The following is a 16363-nucleotide window of genomic DNA, read 5'->3' as shown; positions in this document are numbered from 1 at the left end:
TATAAAATCTAGCATTAAGCATATGGGGTTTAAGAAATTGTGTAATTTACTTCATTATTAAAAAATCTGTTTATTAAAAAGTTTATTTAAATTTAGCTGTTTTGGTGGATAGCATATAATACGAAACCCCAGAATTAAGTTAAAAAATAAAGAAAAAGTTTACTTTCATCGTTCATAAATTAATAGGTATTGAATTTATTACCAAAAAATTGATTAGATATATTTAACCCTTATTTTCAGCTTTAAATTTTAGATTTTCGACTTTAATAAATTTAAATAGCAGTTTGTTTAATTTTATTGATTTTATGTTGTTAATCTTTTAATATTATTTTTATATATAAATTTATTAATCTAGACATTTTATACAAATTATGAATCAATTAACTAATCCTCCAACTAACTCTCAAGGTATCTTCCCAGGAGGTCCTTCTTCTCCTGATGAAAATGATCGAATACACACGATTCGTGTTATTCGCTCTAATCCCCGTAGGGACGAACTACGTAGATGCGAAGACCTACGTAGATATGAACTAGAAAAGATTAAAGAGGTTTTAAACAACCTTCATTGGGCTGCAAATTCGACTCCGCCATTTAATCGAACAATTTCTTCGGAAACAACAAATTATTCTTCGTCTTACAACCCTCTGTCTTATAGAGAATTTTGTGTCCCAGAAGAAAATTCACCAGAGCAAGCTGCTCCTAGAAATATTTTGGGGACTATTTTTTCTATTTTTCAAAATGAGCAAGAACGCAGCGTAAAAACAAATCTTGCACAGATCCGAGCAGATGCAAGTACTTGGGAGAAAATTAAATTTCTTTCCGATGATCAGAAAAGTAAATTTAAGAGTATTTATGAAGTAATTCAAAATAAACTAGAAGAGCAGCAAACTTTTTTTAAAAAGAGATTTTTATTAAAAAATATTTTGCTAGTTTCGATTGCTGTTACTGCCTTAAGTATCCTGTTACACAAACATCTTTATTATTCATTGGGTGGCGTTTGTGTAGGAGTGACAACAGCATTTGGTTTAGCTTTGGAGTATGGGCGTAAAGCTTCCTTTGACTCTATTCAAGCAAAGAAAATACAAGATAAAATTATCCAATTACAAAATAATATTGAAACGTCATTTCAACAGCAAACTTAATAACATTGGTCGATGCCTTTAGTGATTAAGACATCGACTAAACCATATGCGAAAAATTTTTTGTTGCAAAAGCTCATATCTCTATATTAAATAATTTTTTTATTCGTTTCTTTTTTATTAAAATAAATTGTTATTCCTCTGAAACTGCTTAACTTTTTTGTATAAGGGTTTTTTACACATGATAAGCCATATTAAAAAAAAACTTATAAAAGATAAAAATCATTTTTACTTTAAATTGTTTTTACAATTTTAATTTGAATAGTTGATTTTTTTTTTATAAGTGGTTAAGGTAATAACAATTTTAAATTTCAACTACCCAAATTAGTGTAATCAATAAAAAAAGTATAAAAAATGTTAGAACTTTCGCTTGCAGCTCATCCTAAAGGGTACGAACTTAATAAAACAGAATTATGCCAATCTCTCCTGTTTCATCCTTATGCTGTGAGACATTATGAACTATTTCGGCAAACTGATAAAGCCGGACATCTTTTTATAGCCTTTTTAGAATCGATTCCAATGGCTGGAGTTGTTATATCGATAATTGAGAGAATTATTGTTATTGCCACCCAACTTTCAAAAAATCACTTGTACTCTACCAATTCCACAAACCAAATTTTCCTATCTAATGCGATAAAAAGAGAAAAAGGAAACAAGAAGTTGGCAGTTTTTGTGGAAACAAAAGGCTTAAATAGCAATTCGACAACCGGGGATTCATCCATTTTATTATCTGAAGCTCTCTCTTTACCTGCTCATACAGCTATAGAGCTTAAAATGATTAAAAATCTAAAAAAAGCTATTTTTGAACATAAATTAGTCGAGAAAACTGAGGATGCATCAGAAATAGCCAAAGAATTAACAAGACCTTTACAAACGACAGCAGAAAATGTGAAGTTTAGCGTTACCAGTGCAGCAGAGCAAGGGTGTTTTCGCCCAACGATGGAAGATGCGCATTTTCATCTTTCCCTGCCTGATGGAGAATTACTAGGTGTTTTTGACGGGCATGGAGAAAACGGGCAAGTCGCTCACTACGTTTCTGAAAGAGTGCAAAAGCTTTTTGTTGAAAGAAAATCTGATTCAGAAGATATGATAGAAGTATTTAAAAATTTATTTAAAGATATTCATCAAGAAGTGATTACTAAAAAAATTGACTGCATCAACGGAAAATTAGTTGGAGGAACTACTGCTGTTGTTTGTTATGTTTGCCGAAAAACTCTTAAAACAGTTGTTGCTACTTTAGGTGATAGTGAAGTTTGGCATTTTCGGCAGCGGAAAGCCCTTATTAAAGCCACACCACTATCTTGCGTACGAAAATGGTCTTCAAAAAAAGATTTCAAACGAATAAATACTTACTGTCAACAGCATTTAGGTAGACTTACTTTATCTAGAGATTTAAAGAGTATAAGTTTGAAGGGAGCGGGAACTCTTCAACCAAGTCGCTCAATTGGTGACCGTCAGTTTTGTTCTGATCAAGACTTTCCTCTTGTTAGCCAAGAACCCATTGTATCCATGATACAATTACAGCAAGGGGATCGCCTTATTGTAGCTTGTGACGGTGTTTGGAATTTTCTTACTAAACAAATGAATCAACTGATAGAAACAGTCATTCAACACACTTGGGATAATGAACAAATGAACATTGCTCAAGAAATTGCAAATTTTGCTTTGAGCAAACACAATGATTATGACAATGACAATGTATCTGTTATTAGTTTAAAAATTGATTAACATTTTAGATGAATGAATCGAGAATTTTTTTACTTTATCTAATTATCCGATTGAATAAGATCTTCCCCATTTCTTAAGAGCTAATTCAGTTTTGAGATTCCAATTCTAGCACCCTTTTTTCAAGTTTTTTGATTTGGTTGATGTAAATTTCAATTTTTCTTAAAAAAACTTGGTTGCGGTTATAGTCTTTTATTGGCATAGCGGGAATACCACTATATTTACCGGTATTTAAAGACTTCGTAACCCCACTTTTGCCTGCTACCATCACATGATCTTTTAAGTGTAAATGTCCTGCGATAGCAGCTTGCCCAGCAATAACAACATATTTACCTGTTGTGGTGGAACCCGCAATTCCTGTTTGGGAAACAATGATATTATATGATCCAATTGTCACGCCATGAGCAATTTGGACAAGATTGTCAATTTTTGTTCCTTGGCCAATACGGGTACTTTTAAAACGTGCTCGATCTATTGTTGTATTAGCACCAATTTCTACATCATTTTCAATCCACACATTGCCAACTTGATTTAGTTTGATGTGTTGTCCTTGTTGGTTAGTTGTATAGCCAAATCCGCAAGAGCCAATAACAACACCTGGTTGTAAGATGACTCGATTACCTAAATAGCATTTTTCTCTAATAACGACACGCGGATGAATGGTACAATCTTCCCCAATTTCAGAGTAGGATCCTATATAGACTCCAGCACCAATAAATGAGCCTGAACCAATCTTTACTCCTTCATCAATGACTGCTTGCGGGCAAATCGTGACTTTATTTCCAATTTCTGCCGTCGGATGTATAACAGCAGAAGTGTGAATACCCGTAAATCCCGAGGGGTGTTTTTTTTGAGGATATAATGTATCAATTAAATGTTGAAATGAGCGGGAAGGATTTTCAGATAAAAGATAGTTTTTCCCTTCTATTAGCGGAGTTTGTAAGTCGACAAAAACAACCCCTGCCTGAGACTCTTTTAAGGATTGTAGATAACGATTATTAGCAAAAAATGAAGCATCTTCTTCTGAGGCATTTTCTAGATCTGCTACGTTCTTGATGATTTGTGATGGGTTACCAACAAGTTTACAGTCCGTTAAAAGAGCGAGTTCTTGTAAGGTAAAATGTTTTTTCTCGTTCATATCCCACTAGTTTTTAACCAATAAAAATTTTCACTCAAATTAACAATTTTACCAAATCGAAAAAATAAATGTTATTTTTTCGATTTGGTATTAGTCGAAAAAGCGTACTTTCAAGCTAATTTTTTCTTTTTTTACTTTATTTACAAATATCTAGTTTTTAGAGGCTTCTTTTTGTTCATTATCATAGATAGCATTCATTTTAGTGACAACACGATCAGTAACATCTAGTCCAGGAGCAAAATAGGTACAAGCTTCATCGCTAAAAATCACATCCACAGCTTGGCCAATTGTAGTATCTTGAGCAACTTGACTAGAGGCTTTTGCGATTGTGTCTGTTAATTTTTGTACGATTTTAAGATTTGCTTGCTGTAAAGTTTGAATATATTGATTTTGAAGTTGCAGCCCTTCATTTTTTAGATTTCGTTTTTTACGTTTTAGTTCGCTAGCAGCTTCTTCCGAAATGCTATCCATGTAATCTTCATCATTGATTTTGCTTTCAAGTTCTTCTAAATCACGTTCTTTATCTTGAAGGATAGACTCCATTTGTTTTTTCATTTTGTCAAAATTTGCTTGTTCTTGCTTACCTAATTTAGATTCATCCAAGCATTTTTTTGCATTGACAATTCCAATCTTTAAAGGTTGGGAAGTTGTTTGGGCAAATGCCGACGTTGAAACGACAAAAGTACAAAATAGAGTTAATAGTAATTGACGTAGATTTTTCATAAGTCTTCTCCTTGTAAATACTCATATTTCATTTATAGTTCTTCAGAACCGCCATTATTTTCAGCTAATGAACAATTTAGTTCCGAAAATGTTGTTTAAAAATTTCCACCTAAAGAAAAAAAGAATTTTTTTACTTCACTTCGATTTTTTGCATTTAAAGGATATCCCATTCCAAGGGTAATTGGAGGGACGCTAGCTAGCAGCTTAAATCGAGTTCCATATCCTACAGATACACTCATTCGACCAAATTCCCATGTATCCTCAGAAAGATGACCTGCATCTAGAAAAGTAAAAATTTCAAATTCACCCATAATTTTTCTCGATAATTCGACTGAGTAAAACTGCATTGAAAGTCCTCCGCGAGGTACATGTGTATTCTTATACTGAGGACCTAATCGATAAGGTCTAAAACCTCGTACGTTGTAGTCTCCCCCTAAAAAAATACGCTCATCTAAAGGTAAAATATCATAGCGCGTGTGGCCCATAGGTTGAATAAAACGCAAGTCGGCTTGATATTTTAATACCATTCTGCTTCCAACCGGATAATAATAAGAATTAAAATATCCTAAGCTAAAAAATTGGTGATCACCGCCTAAGCCAGCATATTCGATTAAAAGTTTCGATCTAAATCCCGCTGTTGGTTTAATAGGATGATCTGTAGAGTCATAATTTAAAGAGGTCCCGATAGCGGATATTAATCCATGAATATGTGCATCATGTTCTAATTTAGGAATGTGATCTCCCCGATGACCTAAATGAACAACACCATTTTTTAGCCGATATTGGACTCCAAAGCGAACGAATTGGTTGATATTATAATTAGCTCTTAATATTAAAGAAACTGTATCAAGATCATAGTCTTTAGAAATATAGCGAGTGCTTGCTTTAGATAAGTCGAAACCAATAGTCCATTTTGTATCCATAAAATAGGGTTTAGTCCAAGAAAAAGTATAGTTTCGGCTTTTTTGTCCTATTTGTATGTTAAACTGTGCATATTCTCCTCCACCTCTTAACGCTCTTAATCCATCTCGCCAGAGATAATAGAAACCTTCATGATTAAAGTTTCTTTCAGTAATGTTGATTCCTCCAAAAAGCTCTTCTACACTACTATAACCAACAAAAGCGCTAAATTGTCCTGTATTCGTTTCCTCGACCTCGATATAAACATCTCTATAGTTGTTTCCTAAAGTAGATTCTGTTCCTTTAACAATATAAACGTTAACATGTTTGAAATAACCAATGTTAATAAGCCTTTGCTCTGTGGCTTTTAATTTAATCGTATTAAATATTTCTCCAGGAATCATCAGTGTTTCATGGAGGATCACAGATGTTTTCGTCGAAAGGTTTCCGAAGACGCGAACCAATCCTACATAAAATTGTTCACCTTCTTCAATTTTAAAGTTAACATGATATTTGTAGTCACGCTCATCTAACTCTGGTTCAAAATCGATGATGGCGTCAACATATCCTAAACGACCATAAGCATCAGTTAATGTTTCTATTGTTTCTCGAATTCTTTCGATTGAGAAAAATTCTCCTTGACGAATACCAAAAAATCGATCGATTTCTTCATCACAAATAATTTGGTTACCTTCAAAAGATAAACGGCCAAAATAGTACCGTTCTCCTTTATCGGCGATGATCGTCACGATGATTCGATCTGTTTTACTAGCTTCTATGACGTTGATTTCAACAGAAGCATCTGCATAACCTTGATTTTGCAAATAATTGGTAATAATGAGTCGATCTTGTTGGATAGCGTCTTCGTTATAGGTGCCTTCCTCGCTAAACCAGCTTAGAAAAATATTATATTTTTTAGTCACCATTTGACTTAATATTTCGTGCTCTTCTTTTTCACTAAAATTTACAAAATCGATTTCTTGTATTTTTCCTGAACGTCCTTCTTGAATTTCAATGGTAATGTTTACTTCATTTGTTTCAGAATTAAGTTCGACATGATAATTTAATTGAGCTTCAAAAAAACCTTTGCGAATGTAGTAAGCCTTCAATTTGTGAAAAGCTTGATTAAAGGCTTGGCGCTCAAAAGTGACAAAACACCCAATCCCTAACTCTTTTTGAAGGCGATTAGTGCTCACTCGATGGTTTCCACACCAATGAATATTTCGAATTGTTGGTTTTGGCCAAAGATTAAGTGTAATCGATACTTTTTCTTCTGTTGTATTGACAATTGGATCGACTCGATCGAATTCTTGAGCCAATGTTTTTAAATCTTCATCAAAATCAGCTTGGGAAAAAAATCCTCCAGGTTGTGTACGTAAACGACTCATTAAGGTTTGATTATCGGTAATGATTCCCGCACGACTATGAATTTGGATCTCTATTTTATTAATAGCTTGATTTTCAAACTGTAGAATTTGGCCATATACAGCATGAAGAAAAAGGAAGGAAAAGCAATAAAACGTAAAAAAAATTTTCTTCAACATAACAAACCTTAGCGTTGGCAAAAAAGAAAGCCTCTTTGCATCATTATTAACTTGAACGCAAATTTTAGAGAAAAACCCTTCATTCAAGTGAGTACACATAGAAAAGTTAAGTGATCATAGGCGAATGAGAGCTATTTTGCAACTAGAACTCACTTGTTTTCGGAATAGCTAGCTTTTTTTTGAGAATGTTAGGGCCTCTATTTCAGTTTATTGAGAAATTTCATCAAAATGAGAATAATAATATTGAATTTTTTTAGATTTGTTTATTTTTTATAATAGATGATATATTGTATTAACTAACAAAAGGGGAAATTATGCCAGTTGTTGGTGAAATTTTTATCATCAATCAAAGCAAGTCAGCCGTTGTTTTTAAAATTCAATCGATTATTAACGATATATTAAAAGAGAATTCAGAAGCTTTAAATGCTTAAGGCAAACTAGAAGAAGTATCCGCTAAAGCACCCAAGCGTATGCTACAACTTTTTTGCCGACTATCTTCTTGCTGAAAAGTTAGCTGAATTTTGGTACTTTGCTTGAACATGTGAAAAAAGTAGCTAAGCAAATTGGCGGATCTAGCTGTCGGACAACTCGTGGTTCCAACACACCTGAGCATAATTTACTTGGAATGATGGCTAATTTAACCACTCAGAAAAATTTGATTGGTTTCTTTCAAATTCAAGCTATGAATTTTACGAAAAGGCTAACAAAAAATTGGAAGCTCTGCATACGGATCAAGTTCCAAACCCACTTTTTCATAAAAAAATGTTTAAATTAATTTTAGAAACGACTGCGCCCTGCTAATGCTCTGGCTAAAGTGCCTCCATCTACATAATCTAGTGAGCTCCCCATAGGAAGGCCAAACGCAAGACGAGAAATCTGAATATCGTCGGCAGCCAATTCTTGTTTGAGGAATAGGGCTGTCGCATCTCCTTCTAACGTAGAATCTAAAGCAATCACAACTTCTTTAATTTGTAAGTTTTGGATTCTATGCTTTAGTCGAGAAATTGATAAATGTTCTGGTCCACGATTTTCTAAAGGAGATAATACCCCTCCTAAAACGTGATATAAACCCCGATATTCGTGTGTTTCTTCAATTGAAAACACATCACGCGGGAAAGCTGTCACGCAAATAATTTGCGAGTCTCGCTGATTAATATCACAAAAACAACAAGCTGCTTCATCTGTTAAACAGCCGCAGTTCAAACATTGTTTTATTTTGTCTTTTGTATTTTTGACAGTTTCGCTTAATTCAATGAGATGCTCCATCGGCCAATTTAATAGATGGAAGGCAAAACGCTCGGCACTTTTATGGCCCACACCCGGAAATTTTTTCAAAATATGAATTAACTTTAATAAATGCTCAGGGTAACGCATTTTAACCTCAACAATGAATTTTGAAAAAAGTTTAACAGATTGTAGGTGAGTTGTAAAGCAACTAAACCGGTTAGCTAAGTTGTTTTAAGCAGAGAAGGGTAATATCATCGGAATGAGCAGCGCCAGAAGTAAATTGATAAAGATCGTCTAAAATATGATCAATCAACCTATTCAGTGATCCTATTTCCCATCTTTTTAAAGAGTCAAAAAATCTTTGTTCCGTATATGGATGTTGATGAACATCCATTGCTTTGGTAATTTCGTCCGTGTAGAGAATAAGACACTCATTTTTTTCGAGTTGAAAAGAGTGTTGAAGATAAGTGGCTTGTTCGAGAACTCCAACAGGAATTCCTTCATTTCGAGCAATCATTGTCAATGACTCATCCTTTTGTAAAAGTATGGGAGGGTTATGCCCTGCATTTGCGCATTCTACAATTCCCGTTTTTGTATTTAAAATTCCATAAAAAGCGGTTACAAACATACAGGCATCGTTGTCGATACAAAGAATGCGATTAGCTTCTTTTAAACAACTTTGAGGGGATAAGGTTCGTTGAGCAACTGTGCGAATAATTGCTCTAGCCATGGCCATAAATAAAGCAGCTGGAATTTCTTTACCTGACACATCAGCGATTAAAAATCCTAAACGGTTTTGATCGAGTTGAAAAAATTCAAAAAAATCTCCGGCTACATGTTTAGCGGGAATCTTTTTACCCAAAATATCAAAATTATGTGAGGATGGAATCAGATTAAAAGGGTGGGGAATGATGGATTGTTGAATGTCATCAGCAATAGCTAATTCTTTTTCTAAATTTGAAAGCATAGCTTGTGCTTTCATTGCTTTCTTGAGAGTTAAGCACTGCTCAATGGCATTAAAAATAGTAATTTGCAGATCTTTAAAATCGATTGGTTTAGTAATGAAATTGCATGCCTCTCGATTCATTGCTTTGCGAATATTTGACATATCCCCATAAGCTGAGATAATATCAGCTTTAAAAATTCTCTTTAGTTCTGGCAAATGAGACAATAAGATATGACCATTCATTTTTGGCATATTAATACCGGTTAAAATTACATTAATATCTTTATCTTGATGTAAGGTTTTGAGAGCTTCTATTCCATTAGATGCAAAAATAAATCCTAATTCTTTAGATTTAAGTTGCTTGGCAAGCTTTTGTTTAATCGACAAGACGACAAGAATTTTAGCCATTACTTTCGTCCTTGAATGGTGAGGAGTGCATAGCTAGCATAAATTTGACAATTAATTTTCTTAAATGAGCAAAATCAATCAGTTTACTAACCACTTCAACCGTTCCAAGTTTTAGAGTGATTTGGCTATTAGTTTGACCTTCATAAGCTGTCATCATGAAAATAGTGATGGATGAATAGTTTTTTTTAAGAAGTTTTAGAAATTCTAACCTCTTCATTCCTGGTATGCTAATATCTATATAGAAAAGAATTAAACCAGGGTGTATTTTTTGCTTTAAATAAATGCCTGTTCATTCGTATTTGCGTAAGGAAATTTTAGAGTATTATTTTTGATTTCATTTTTAAATTGCTGCTCAAACAAAAGATAAATATCTTTTTCATCATCAATAACTAAAATTTCTAATATTGTTTCTTTCACAATGGATTCCAGCAGAAAATTTTACCATCTTTGATTTTCTTAACAAATTTTTTTTGAATTGATAGAGATGAACAGAAAATTTTAACTTTATTAACTAGAATAGCTATGTTTGAGAAGTAGTATATGATAGTTAATTTTCGAGTGTTAGTGGCTTAGGCTTTGAACGTTATTTTTTCCTAAGGGGGAGGGTAATAATAAACTCAGCGAATTCATTTAAACGGGTGTTAGCAACTAAATTTCCATGCTGGCCTTGTACAATAATATTATAGCTGAGAGATGATTCTAACCCAGTTCCTTCTCCAGTCGGTTTGGTCGTGAAAAAGGAGTAAATAGTTTGAAATAAATTTCTTCCGACATTCCTATTTCATTATCCCATATCCGAATAAGTTTCCAACTTTTTATATAATTACTAAAAATAAACCTATCAGTTTAGTTGAGAAATGAAAATAAAATGAATCAAGGCTTACGCATATCAATCAATTTGTTAAGGACCTAACTTACTTACGCAATCAAAATTTTAAGTCTAAAAAATATAATATATGACTACTTATTTCATGTAATTTCCCTCTTCAAAACTGTTTTATATGTAAATTTGAATCCAAAGCTCGATTAATTCGACATCGACTATTTATTGATATTTTGCTATATTTTTTTTCTGAACTTTGGATTTTTCTCTTTGAATTTTAGATTCTTTGTAATCATTTAGCCTCGTTAATTGGATTGAAAAATTTTAAATTGGTGCGAGCTAACTTTTTTCTTTGATCATTCCAATTTCAGATAATTTAAAGAGAGAAGGAATAGTATTCATGGCAAATCAAATAATTGCTCGGATAACAAGCGTAGGATCTTATTTACCTGAACGCGTGCTTTCTAATCAAGATTTAGAGAAAATGGTCGAGACTTCAGATGATTGGATCGTATCTAGAACGGGAATACGAGAAAGACGCGTAGCAGATGCGAAAGAATTTCCCTCCGATATGGGAACTTACGCTGCTCAAAAAGCTCTTAAAACTGCCAATTTGAAAGCTGAGCAAATTGACATGATTTTAGTTGCCACAATGAGTCCTGATTATATTTCACCCAGTACAGCTAATCTAATTCAAGCAAATCTAGGAGCAAATAAAGCAGCGGCTATGGATATTCAGGCAGCTTGTACAGGATTTTTATATGGTTTGTCAGTAGCAAAAGCTTATATTGAATCTAATATGTATCGGCATGTTCTTGTTATTGCAACAGAAAAAATGTCTGCCTTTATTGATTATAAGGATCGAACGACATGTGTTTTATTCGGTGATGGAGCAGCGGCGGCCGTTGTTAAAGGAGAAGGGGAAGGGTTGAAGATTGATTCCTTGTGTTTGGGTGCGGATGGAGAATTAGCTAATTTAGTTTTAATTCCCGGCGGTGGATCGAGGAAACCAGCCTCAATAGAAACGGTTTCGGAAGGGTTACATTACTTTAAAATGTCAGGTAATGAGGTTTTTAAACATGCTGTTAGGCGCATGAGTGCAGCGGCACGCGAATGTTTAGTTCGAGCAGAGCTCCAAGAATCTGATGTGAGTTGGCTTATTCCTCATCAAGCAAATAAAAGAATCATTGATGCCATAGCTAAAAATTTTAATTTCCCTGATGAAAAAGTTTATCAAACTGTTCACAAATATGGAAATACTTCTGCTTCAAGCATCGCAATTGCTTTGGATGAATTAATCAAAGAGCATAGCTTTGAGAATGGTGAGCATTTTCTCTTAACCGCTTTCGGTGGAGGATTAACTTGGGGTGCTTCAATTTTGACCAAAACAACAAGGTAAAAATGGATAAAAGAATTTATAAACGCATTTCATTTCTTTTTCCTGGTCAAGGAGCCCAATATCCAGGAATGGCCAAAGATTTTGTGAATCAATTTTCTCTGGCTCAACTTGCATTCGAAGAGGCCGATGATATTTTAAAACGTTCTCTTTCAAATGTTGTATTTAATGGTTCTGAAGAGGAGTTGACTTTAACAAAAAATAGTCAGCTTGGAATTTATGTCTCTAGTATAGCCATTTTACGAGTAGTTTCCGAATTATACAATTTAAAGCCATTTGTTTGCTCAGGTCTTAGTTTAGGGGAATATACAGCATTAACTGCGAGTGAAATACTCTCATATCAAGAGACTTTGTCTTTAGTTCAATACCGTAGCGAATATATGCATGAGGCTTGTGAAAAAACTAAAGGATCAATGATTGTTGTCATAGGGCTTGAAAACTCTGTTGTTGAAGAGATGGTGAATAAGCTGAATTTAACAAATGATTTATGGATTGCTAATTTTAACTGTCCTGGTCAGGTTGTTCTTTCTGGAACCTCTTTGGGCATTGAAGCGGGAGGTGCAGCGGCCAAGGAGTATGGAGCAAAAAGAGTCCTTCCCTTACAAGTGGCAGGTGCTTTTCATAGTGGATTAATGCAAGTAGCGGAAAATCGATTGAATCCATTTATTTCGTCAGCTCCTTTCCAAAAAGGGTCTTCTCAACTTGTGATGAACGTGTCTGGGGATTTTGTCGATGATTTAGAACTTGTTCGAACTCATTTAATCAAACAAGTCACCCATTCTGTTCGATGGGAGCAAGGAATTCGCGCAATCGAAAGTCAGGATGTGGATTTATTTATTGAATTTGGTCCAGGAAAAACACTCAATGGGTTGAATAAGCGAATTGGGGTGAAAGCACCAACATTGTCTATTGAAAAAGTAGAGGATTTAGCTCTTTTAGACCATATTATCCAATAGAAAAGAGATGAAATCGACTAGAATAAGTCAATTGCTAATGCTGTACTAAGTTTATATAAAGGAATGACGATGAATCAATTGTTGTTAAATCAATTAGCTATTATTACAGGTGGTAATGCAGGAATTGGAAAAGCCATTGCCTCGAAATTTGCAGAAGAGGGTGCAAAAGTTATTATTTTTGGAACGAATGCAGAAACAGGGCAAAAAACAATTAATGAAATTCGAGAAATTACACAATCTCAAACTATTTACTTTCGCTGTGTGGATGTTTCTCAAACTCAATTAGTTGATGAGGCGATTAAAGATGTAGTAGAAGAATTCGGAGTGGTGGATATTTTGATTAATAATGCAGGAATCACTGCTGATCAATTGTTGATGAAGATGTCTGAACAAGATTGGGATAAAGTTTTAGATACTAATTTGAAATCTTGTTTTAACACTTGTAAATCTGTCGTTCGTGGAATGATGAAAGCCAAAAAAGGAAAAATTATTAATATCAGTTCTGTGGTTGGGTTGATGGGGAATGCCGGGCAGACAAATTATGCCGCTTCAAAAGCAGGAATCATCGGTTTTTCAAAAGCTTTAGCTAAAGAATTAGCTTCTCGAAATATTCTAGTAAATTGTATTGCTCCAGGTTTCATTCAAACAAAAATGACCGATGCTTTAACACCAATACAGAAAGAAATGATTGTAAAAGATATTCCTCTTAATCGCTTAGGGGAGCCTTCTGATATTGCTAATTTAGCTTGGTTTTTAGCTACGCCACTTTCTAACTATGTCACAGGCCAGGTTATTACTGTGGATGGTGGAATGGTGATGTCATAATGTTCAATTAATCAATTGATTTAAAATAAATTGACAAAGGAAATTAGTAAAAAATATCTCATATCAAATATCTAATTTCTACTGTTGATTAAAATAATCGTTTTTAACAGAATATTATACCATTCAGTTTTTAAATAAATTTATAAAGCCTTAACGAAAGGGATTTTCTTATGTCAATTGAACAAGAAGTCATTGATATTGTTGTAGAACAGTTAGGAGTTGATAGAGATGATGTCAATTCAGAAAAGTCATTTGTAGAAGATTTGAATGCAGATTCTCTAGATCTAACAGAACTCATCATGACATTTGAAGAGCGTTTTGAGTGTGAGATTTCACAAGAGGATGCTGAAAAATTAAAAACGGTAAACGATGTGATTAGTTATCTTGAAAAGCGTAAGACATAGTAGTTTTTACCGATGCTGAATAGAACATTCAGCATCGGTTTCTTGGACTTTTTAATCAGTAAAATATCGGTTATTTTTCATTTTCAAATAGATTGCCGTCTGTGACTTCCTCTGATGGGGGTAGATCTTCTTCTGACGTATAATCTCCTGAAGTTGCATCAGAATTAATAGAAGAAGTTTCATTTTCATCTTCGTTATCTTCGTCAGTGTAATCTCCGCCAAAATCAGCTTCTGACATCAGTTTTTGAGAGTCTGTTCTAACTTGTGGAAAGCTTAGAGGCCCATTTTCATCTTCGTCATCTTCGTCAGTGTAATCTCCGCCAAAATCAGCTTCTGACATCAGTTTTTGAGAGTCTGTTCTAACTTGTGGAAAGCTTAGAGGCCCATTTTCATCATCGTCATCTTCGGCATATTGATATTCATCTGTGTGAAAGCCATTAATAAATTCTCCCTTCTTACCATCACTTCTTATGCCATATCCAGTTAAGAACATAGCATCTTCGAATGTGTGTTCTGATTGTATTAAATCAAATTCGTAATCGTATTCTTGAGTATTAAGTATAATACTTTCGAATTCGTCCCCATGCGAAGTGAACCTAACAGTTCCCTGAGTTTCGGTATCACTAGATATATCGTTAATTATAACAGTATACTCTCCTGACTGTGCTTTAATAAAGTCAAATTCAAATTCCCCCACATATTGATGAGTGATTTTTATTTTTTTACCTTCTCTTTCTTGGAAATAGGCGGAGCGGAGAGTTCCTTGTCCATGTTTAAAATATGTCTGAAGAGATCCTTCATAATTAATAGAGATATTTGTTTCTGTCCAGTCGTCGCATTCTTCATCATAAGAGAATATTTTACTTTGGTAGCCAAGCACTTGTTGTTGATCAAATGAGAGTTCTCTGATTTCCGATATCGTTTCTTGCTTTACTACTGTATAAGTCTTTTTTGTGGAGTCATACTCAGCAGCGGTAAAATTTCCTTTAAAATAAACTCTTTCTTCACTTTTGTCTTCTTGTTTGTAAATTCCTTTTCCGTGAGGTAACTGATCGACGATCGGCCCTTCATAACAGGCATTAAAATCTTGTAATGAATCAGTATTATGGGGGGGTAAATTCGTATTATAAAAGATTTTTCCTTGTGAGTCGGTAACTTTTCCATTAATAAAATGACCTTCAAATTTTGTCAGTCGATTAGGAGTTATAATAGATGTTAAAATTAATTCTCCATTTTCGTAGCAACCCTCTAATATAGCTCCTTCTTTATCTAAGAAATAAAATGTTTTAAACATGCCTTTAGCAAGGGTTGCTTTGATACTGATAAAAGGTTCTATATCAATCGTGTATTCGCCAGAAAGTTCATTAAAGGGTGTGGAGATAGTTTTGTTGTCTTTATAAATCTGCGCTGTTTGGAGAATGGTTTTAAAGTTACTTCTAAAACCACGTTGACTAAAGTATTTATCAAAAAAATCAACGCTGTATTCAAAATTAGGAGAATAAGCAATGGAGGTGTAATTGGGTGATGAAACTGAATTTGCGGGCTGGGGGGAGGAGGGAAGTAAAGATGAACATATTTTTTGGGGGCTTTCAGGTGCTATGTGAGGAGGAAGATTAGGCTCAACCTGCGGGTTGGTCGAGGGGGCTAATTTGTTGGATGGCGAAAGCGGTAAAACATTTAATGAGGTAGTAGAAGAAAAAGTTTTAACTTGATTTTGCGTGGTGGATGATGAGATAGAAGGTGGAGAAACTCTTCCCTTTAAAGATTTTATGAGCCTATTTGAATCTGAAGGGTACCGAACATTAGAGACGATTTCATTTGCTCTGTGTTTTGTCAATGCGACGGTTCTTAACAATTTAGCTGAGTAATTTGCTGTAAAGCAAATTAAACTCCAAATTCTACCAAAAAAAACGTTTAATTGTTGAGAAAAGCGAAGATGCGATATTTCTCGATTCACAGTTCGAGATGTTAAATGACCAGAAGGTCCAAAACCAAAATTCATAAAACCCTAATATTTAAAAGTGGAATAAAATAAAAAATAATTGAATTTATTAAACTTATATTGTTTATAAAAAAGATACCAGTAAAAAATTGAAATTACTTTCAATGTAAGTAATTTCTAAATTGCATCGTTTATTAGCCCAAATTTCAAAACTTTTCAATTTGTTTAGTTTAATTTGTTATAAATTGAAGAACGTGGGTTTTTGAT

15 protein-coding genes are annotated in these 16363 nt (G+C 33.9%); 6 read left to right on the top strand and 9 right to left on the bottom strand.

Going from position 1 to position 16363, the window contains the following annotated elements; translation table 11 throughout:
- Positions 1-371 precede the first annotated feature (371 nt).
- The gene (locus BU804_RS02105) at positions 372-1142 is read left to right on the top strand and encodes a hypothetical protein (RefSeq protein WP_075882795.1); all 771 of its coding nucleotides are present in this window, start codon (positions 372-374) and stop codon (positions 1140-1142) included.
- Between the two features lie 351 nt (positions 1143-1493).
- Positions 1494-2867: a PP2C family serine/threonine-protein phosphatase gene (locus BU804_RS02100; RefSeq protein WP_075882794.1), complete on the top strand. Its 1374-nt coding sequence runs from the start codon at positions 1494-1496 to the stop codon at positions 2865-2867.
- Positions 2868-2952: 85 nt separating this feature from the next.
- On the opposite strand, the gene lpxD is transcribed toward BU804_RS02100, so the two are convergent.
- The 8 genes from lpxD to BU804_RS13120 form a co-directional block, all read right to left on the bottom strand.
- Positions 2953-4002: a UDP-3-O-(3-hydroxymyristoyl)glucosamine N-acyltransferase gene (gene lpxD / locus BU804_RS02095; protein ID WP_075882793.1), complete on the bottom strand. Its 1050-nt coding sequence runs from the start codon at positions 4000-4002 to the stop codon at positions 2953-2955.
- 150 nt (positions 4003-4152) lie between these two features.
- Positions 4153-4725: an OmpH family outer membrane protein gene (locus tag BU804_RS02090; RefSeq protein ID WP_075882792.1), complete on the bottom strand. Its 573-nt coding sequence runs from the start codon at positions 4723-4725 to the stop codon at positions 4153-4155.
- A 95-nt stretch (positions 4726-4820) separates the two neighbouring features.
- Positions 4821-7169, bottom strand: a complete 2349-nt coding sequence (gene bamA / locus BU804_RS02085) for an outer membrane protein assembly factor BamA (protein WP_226996106.1) — start codon at positions 7167-7169, stop codon at positions 4821-4823.
- A 427-nt stretch (positions 7170-7596) separates the two neighbouring features.
- A complete protein-coding gene (locus BU804_RS12515; protein ID WP_143298911.1) occupies positions 7597-7782 on the bottom strand; it encodes a hypothetical protein in 186 nt (61 codons plus the stop codon).
- A gap of 164 nt (positions 7783-7946) precedes the next feature.
- Complete coding sequence (recR, locus tag BU804_RS02075) at positions 7947-8543, bottom strand: recombination mediator RecR (protein ID WP_075882789.1); 597 nt, start codon at positions 8541-8543, stop codon at positions 7947-7949.
- Positions 8544-8613: 70 nt separating this feature from the next.
- The gene (locus tag BU804_RS02070; RefSeq protein ID WP_075882788.1) at positions 8614-9750 is read right to left on the bottom strand and encodes a SpoIIE family protein phosphatase; all 1137 of its coding nucleotides are present in this window, start codon (positions 9748-9750) and stop codon (positions 8614-8616) included.
- Positions 9743-10000, bottom strand: a complete 258-nt coding sequence (locus BU804_RS11085) for a response regulator (protein WP_338140324.1) — start codon at positions 9998-10000, stop codon at positions 9743-9745. Before BU804_RS11085 ends, BU804_RS02070 begins: the two co-directional genes overlap by 8 nt.
- A gap of 23 nt (positions 10001-10023) precedes the next feature.
- A complete protein-coding gene (locus BU804_RS13120) occupies positions 10024-10167 on the bottom strand; it encodes a hypothetical protein (RefSeq protein ID WP_158024994.1) in 144 nt (47 codons plus the stop codon).
- 806 nt (positions 10168-10973) lie between these two features.
- On the opposite strand from BU804_RS13120, the gene BU804_RS02060 reads away from it, so the two are divergent.
- The 4 genes from BU804_RS02060 (at position 10974) to acpP (ending at position 14154) form a co-directional block, all read left to right on the top strand.
- A complete protein-coding gene (locus BU804_RS02060) occupies positions 10974-11972 on the top strand; it encodes a beta-ketoacyl-ACP synthase III (RefSeq protein ID WP_075882787.1) in 999 nt (332 codons plus the stop codon).
- Positions 11973-11974: 2 nt separating this feature from the next.
- Positions 11975-12925 carry an ACP S-malonyltransferase gene (fabD, locus tag BU804_RS02055; protein WP_075882786.1) on the top strand — a complete coding sequence of 317 codons (951 nt, stop codon included), beginning with the start codon at positions 11975-11977 and terminating at the stop codon, positions 12923-12925.
- 69 nt (positions 12926-12994) lie between these two features.
- On the top strand, positions 12995-13750 hold the full coding sequence (gene fabG / locus BU804_RS02050) for a 3-oxoacyl-ACP reductase FabG (RefSeq protein ID WP_075882785.1): 756 nt from the start codon (positions 12995-12997) through the stop codon (positions 13748-13750).
- A gap of 170 nt (positions 13751-13920) precedes the next feature.
- Complete coding sequence (gene acpP / locus BU804_RS02045; protein WP_075882784.1) at positions 13921-14154, top strand: acyl carrier protein; 234 nt, start codon at positions 13921-13923, stop codon at positions 14152-14154.
- 70 nt (positions 14155-14224) lie between these two features.
- Here acpP and BU804_RS02040 read toward each other — a convergent pair whose 3' ends face one another.
- Complete coding sequence (locus BU804_RS02040; RefSeq protein WP_075882783.1) at positions 14225-16156, bottom strand: hypothetical protein; 1932 nt, start codon at positions 16154-16156, stop codon at positions 14225-14227.
- Between the last annotated feature and the right edge of the window lie 207 nt (positions 16157-16363).

This window comes from Candidatus Protochlamydia sp. W-9, assembly GCF_001950615.1.
Classification (GTDB): Bacteria; Chlamydiota; Chlamydiia; order Chlamydiales; family Parachlamydiaceae; genus Protochlamydia; species Protochlamydia amoebophila.
This window is presented reverse-complemented; position numbering and strand designations above follow the sequence as displayed.

Coding starts and splice junctions, on each gene's coding strand:
- BU804_RS12515 (WP_143298911.1), bottom strand. CDS start 7,782: ATGCTCAGGTGTGTTGGAACCACGAGTTGTCCGACAGCTAGATCCGCC.
- lpxD (WP_075882793.1), bottom strand. CDS start 4,002: ATGAACGAGAAAAAACATTTTACCTTACAAGAACTCGCTCTTTTAACG.
- fabD (WP_075882786.1), top strand. CDS start 11,975: ATGGATAAAAGAATTTATAAACGCATTTCATTTCTTTTTCCTGGTCAA.
- BU804_RS02070 (WP_075882788.1), bottom strand. CDS start 9,750: ATGGCTAAAATTCTTGTCGTCTTGTCGATTAAACAAAAGCTTGCCAAG.
- recR (WP_075882789.1), bottom strand. CDS start 8,543: ATGCGTTACCCTGAGCATTTATTAAAGTTAATTCATATTTTGAAAAAA.
- fabG (WP_075882785.1), top strand. CDS start 12,995: ATGAATCAATTGTTGTTAAATCAATTAGCTATTATTACAGGTGGTAAT.
- acpP (WP_075882784.1), top strand. CDS start 13,921: ATGTCAATTGAACAAGAAGTCATTGATATTGTTGTAGAACAGTTAGGA.
- bamA (WP_226996106.1), bottom strand. CDS start 7,169: ATGTTGAAGAAAATTTTTTTTACGTTTTATTGCTTTTCCTTCCTTTTT.
- BU804_RS02060 (WP_075882787.1), top strand. CDS start 10,974: ATGGCAAATCAAATAATTGCTCGGATAACAAGCGTAGGATCTTATTTA.
- BU804_RS02090 (WP_075882792.1), bottom strand. CDS start 4,725: ATGAAAAATCTACGTCAATTACTATTAACTCTATTTTGTACTTTTGTC.
- BU804_RS02105 (WP_075882795.1), top strand. CDS start 372: ATGAATCAATTAACTAATCCTCCAACTAACTCTCAAGGTATCTTCCCA.
- BU804_RS02100 (WP_075882794.1), top strand. CDS start 1,494: ATGTTAGAACTTTCGCTTGCAGCTCATCCTAAAGGGTACGAACTTAAT.
- BU804_RS02040 (WP_075882783.1), bottom strand. CDS start 16,156: ATGAATTTTGGTTTTGGACCTTCTGGTCATTTAACATCTCGAACTGTG.